This window comes from Inquilinus sp. (genome assembly GCF_039594555.1).
In the GTDB taxonomy this organism is placed as follows: Bacteria; Pseudomonadota; Alphaproteobacteria; order DSM-16000; family Inquilinaceae; genus Inquilinus.
In genome coordinates, this window is record NZ_JBCNNF010000514.1 from 1 (window position 1) to 4,251 (window position 4,251).

A 4,251-nucleotide genomic window follows, 5' to 3' on the forward strand; every position below is an offset into this window, starting at 1 on the left:
GAAGCGTTCGCTGACATCGGCGCCGTCCTCATCGTAATAGGTGATTTTCAGCCACGGGCCTTTATCGTCGCCACCGTGCTGCACACCGCCTGGCGCTGGCCGGGCGGCAGCTCCGCGATCGCACGTCGCAGCGCGATCGAATCGGCCTCCGATCCCCCTTCATTCGTTTCAGGTGCAGCAAAGGTTTCCTCGAACGGGTCGATCGCGGTCTCACGGCCGGTGGTGCGGATCTGGATGCGCACCCGGTCGACGATCCGGCGCCGGGCGATCGCCACCAGCCAGGGCTGGAACGGCCGCGCCGGATCATAGGTCTGGCGGATGCTGTGCAGGGTCAGCAGCACGTCCTGCACCGCATCCTCGGCATCGGCCGGGCGGCGCAGCGACCGGCGGGCCAGCGCCCGCAGATAGGGGGTGATCTCGGTCAGCAGCCGGCGATAAGCGGCCCGGTCGCCCGCCTGGGCCGCGACCATCAGCGCCGACCAGCCGACATCCGGCCCCGCGCCGGAGGAACGGTCCTCGGCGGGTGGACTCATGACAGGGATCGGGAAGGCAATCCGGACATCGGCGCCGAGACTAGGGCCCCGGCCGATGGCAGGCGAGCGAATTTTCCGTCAGGTTCACCGCGCTACCGGCTGCAGATGGCGGCCAGATCGCGCAGGCGATCCTTGAGCTCCGGCGCCGCGTCCGGCCGCAGCGCCGGCCACAGGCTCTGGGCCTCGACGGCGTCGACCATGCAGCCGCAATAGGCGTGGCACTGCTCCATGCCTCCGCCCCGCTGCTCGCACTGCACCTGGCACTCGATCAGCTGCACGGTCGGGTCCGGCCCCGGCGACAGCATCGTCTGCGGGTCGCGGCCGAGCGCCATGCCGACCAGCAGCAGGATGCCGATCAGCACCGGCTGGTGCAGCAGGTAGAAGACCAGGCTGTGCCGCCCGATCCAGCGCAGCGGCCGGCCGGTCGCCCCGCCGCTGACCGCACTGCCGGGCGTGCCGGCCCGCAGCCACCAGCGGCCCAGCGCGAGCCCCAGCAGCACCGGCCCGAACCAGGGGAACAGCGGCTCGTAGTCGTTGCTGCGCGGCGGCACGGTGCCGAGACCGGTCCACAGCAGCCAGGCATGGTCGAACAGGTCCGAGCGCCAGACGATCGGCAGCGCGATCACGGCGAGACCGAGGACGAGATTCACCGCCGGCCGCAGCCGCAGGAACAGCAGGCCGAGGACACTGGCCACGGCGATGCTGTGCAGGATGCCGAAGAAGATGAACTCGTCCGGGATCACGAACCAGGTCGCGACCGTCACGGCGATCGCGCCGAACACCACCTTGTTGAGCCGGATCGCCCAGCGCCGCCAGTCGCGCCCCTGCACGTCCCACAGCAGCAGACCCAGCCCGACCAGGGCCAGGAAGCTGCCGGCGATCAGGTATCGCGCCGCGATCCAGCCGGTGCCGCCCGCCAGGTCCCAGTCGACGAAGCGGAAGAACTTCAAGTCCCAGGAGAAGTGGTAGACCGCCATCGCCAGCAGCGCCAGGCCGCGGAGCAGGTCGATGACCGGCAGGCGGCCGGGGCGCTCGGCGCTCGGCATCGGGTTCGGGTCAGCCCGGCCGCACGAACACGCCGTCCATGCCGATCAGCCGGGCGGTGCGACGGTTGAAATAGCCGGGGATGAACAGCGCGGGCACGAAGCCCAGCTCGGCCATGTGCTGGATCATGTCGCGGTAGGACGGCTCGCCGTCATAGACCGGCACGATTGACAGCTCCATCTGCACCGCGGCGATGCGCGGCAGCACGCCGCGCGCGCCGTCGAGCACCCGGCGCTCGGTGCCCTGGGTGTCGATCTTCAGCAGCACCCGGTCGTCTGGCCGGGCATGGTGCGGGAAGATGCGCTCCAGCCGCGCCTGCGACGCCACCTCGGTGCCGACATAGGCCGAGCCGTCGAGCAGGTCGGCCATCTCGGCGGTGAAGTCGAGCACCGAGCTCATGTCGCTCTCGCCCGAGACCTGCAGCGTCACCGGCGCGTCGCCGTCGCCCAGCGCCATCCGCGACTCGACCGACCAGTCCGGATCGCCCGCGGCCGCCGCCGTCAGGGCAGCATGCGCAGCCGACAGCGGCTCGACTGAGACGATCCGCCCGCGATAGCCACCGCGCCGCAGCCGCTGCGCGTACTGGCCGACATTGGCACCGACGTCGAACACCAGGGTGATTCCCTGGTATTCGAGCACCCGCATCAGGTTGCGCGTGTCCTTGGAGACCGGCTCGGGCGGAACGGTTTCGCTCATTGGATGTTCTCAGGATCCGTCCGCACTGCCGGACGCAACCTCACGAATGGGCCCAGTCCCAGTAGAGCTTGCGGGCCTTGGTATAGAACGGACCCGGCTGCAAATGGCGGTCCTCCAGCCGGGTGCAGGGCAGCACCTTGGCGAAGTTGCCGGTCTGGAAGATCTCGTCGGCCTCGGCCAGTTCCTCCGGCCGGATCGCGCGCTCGAGCACCTCGACCCCGGCATGGCGCAGCAGCTCGATCATCCGGCGGCGGGTGATGCCGGCCAGGAAGGTGCCGTTCGCCGCCGGGGTGTGCACGGCGCCGTCCTTGGCCATGAAGATGTTGGCGGTGGCGAATTCGGCGACGTTGCCGATCGGGTCCAGCATCACCGCATTGGTGAAGCCGCGGCTCTTGGCCTGGCGCATGGCCATGCCGGATTGCGGGTAGAGGCAGGCGGCCTTGGCCCGGGTCGGCGCCATCTCCGGCGACGGCCGGCGCAGCCCCTGGGCGAAGCAGGCGCTGTCCTCGCCCGGCTGCGGCAGCGGCGAATCATAGATCGACAGGCAGAAGCGCGTCGCCGCCGGGTCGGGCTCGATCCAGCCTTCCTCGGCCCAGAACATCGGCCGGATGTAGACCGCAGCGTCGGCCGGGAAGCGGCGCAGCCCCTCGCGCGCCAGGGCCTCGATCTCCTCGGCCGGCAGGGTCGCCTTCAGCCCCATCGCCTCGGCCGACGCGACGGCGCGGACGCAGTGGCGGTCAAGGTCCGGCGCCACGCCCTCGAAGCCACGGGCGCCGTCGAAGATGATCGAGGACATCCAGGCGGCGTGGCTGAGCGGCCCCATGATCGGCGGATTGCCCTCCTGCCAGGAGCCGTCGAGGAAGGTCCACGCTTGTCTTGCCATGTCGTCCGTCCGATCCCGCATCGTTAGCCGGCGGAGCATAGGCGAGCAGCCGGGCGGCGCCAACACCGCCCGGCAGATGGCTCAGCCCTGCGTCCGACGCAGGGAGGGGCTACTGACTCGACCAGACGATGCGGGCCTTCCAGATCACCTCGGACAGCTTCAGCGACTGCGGCGCCTCGTCGCCGGCCAGCGGCTTCAGGTCGATCCGGTTGGCGCTGATCCGCACCAGCTCGCCGATCAGCAGCCCGCCCGCGGTCTTCGCCACCACCCGGTCACCACGCCGCAGCCCCGCCGCCGGCGAGACCACGACCACGTCGCCGTCCCGGTAGATCGGCGCCATGGCGTCGCCCGAGATCTCCAGCGCATAGGCGCTGGGATCGGACAGGTTGGGGAAGTCGACCTCGTCCCAGCCCTTGCCGGTCGGATGCCCGGCATCGTCGAACAGCCCGTCGCCGCCCGCCTGCGCCAAACCGATGACCGGAATGCGCCGGGCCGGCAGGCCCGACCCGTCGTCGATCAGCCTCACGAAGGCGGCCATCGAGCTGCTGGTCGCGTCGAGGATCTTCGAGATGCTCTCGGTCGACGGCCAGCGCAGCTTGCCGTCGCTCGACTGCCGCTTGCTTGGGTTGAAGGTGGTGGGGTCGAGCCCCGCGCGACGCGCAAGGCCGGAGGGGGACAGGCCGTTGAGCCTGGCCAGGCGGTCGATCGCCGCCCAGATGTCGGCGTGCTTCAGCATGGGAACACAATCTCCCAGGGGCTTTGCGGAGGCTGTAGGAAGTTATTCATTTATAAAACTTACTTAAAAATGAATATGATTGTCTTCCCAAAAAGATGCTTGGCCCCATGTCGCATTCGCCTTATTTGACAGACGTGGCCCCCACCACAGATCACATTGTACAAGCCGTGCGACCTTCGCGCTATGACCCGAAAGGGACAGGCCGACAGGCTATTTGTTCTCATCTTAGATGAGGTGACCGCCCTCCTATCACCCCCAGATGGGGGATCGGAGCGGTTCGCTTCCACTGATGGGAACAGAAAACCCGATGCCCGGCGTCACGGCCATGCGCGCTTCGTCGCGGCACGATGATGACAGGC

At 69.0% G+C, this 4,251-nt stretch carries 5 protein-coding genes; all 5 read right to left on the reverse strand.

Translation table 11 applies throughout. From position 1 onward, the window contains the following. Positions 1-47: 47 nt before the first annotated feature. The 5 genes from ABDW35_RS33000 to ABDW35_RS33020 all read right to left on the reverse strand — a co-directional run bounded on the left by ABDW35_RS33000 (position 48) and on the right by ABDW35_RS33020 (position 3,892). A complete protein-coding gene (locus ABDW35_RS33000; protein WP_343718086.1) occupies positions 48-533 on the reverse strand; it encodes a sigma-70 family RNA polymerase sigma factor in 486 nt (161 codons plus the stop codon). Between the two features lie 92 nt (positions 534-625). Next, the gene (locus ABDW35_RS33005) at positions 626-1,579 is read right to left on the reverse strand and encodes a heparan-alpha-glucosaminide N-acetyltransferase (protein WP_343718087.1); all 954 of its coding nucleotides are present in this window, start codon (positions 1,577-1,579) and stop codon (positions 626-628) included. Between the two features lie 10 nt (positions 1,580-1,589). Then, complete coding sequence (locus ABDW35_RS33010) at positions 1,590-2,273, reverse strand: FkbM family methyltransferase (protein WP_343718088.1); 684 nt, start codon at positions 2,271-2,273, stop codon at positions 1,590-1,592. Between the two features lie 40 nt (positions 2,274-2,313). Further along, positions 2,314-3,156 carry a branched-chain amino acid aminotransferase gene (locus tag ABDW35_RS33015; protein WP_343718089.1) on the reverse strand — a complete coding sequence of 281 codons (843 nt, stop codon included), beginning with the start codon at positions 3,154-3,156 and terminating at the stop codon, positions 2,314-2,316. A gap of 109 nt (positions 3,157-3,265) precedes the next feature. Continuing rightward, complete coding sequence (locus ABDW35_RS33020) at positions 3,266-3,892, reverse strand: helix-turn-helix transcriptional regulator (protein WP_343718090.1); 627 nt, start codon at positions 3,890-3,892, stop codon at positions 3,266-3,268. Positions 3,893-4,251 lie beyond the last annotated feature (359 nt).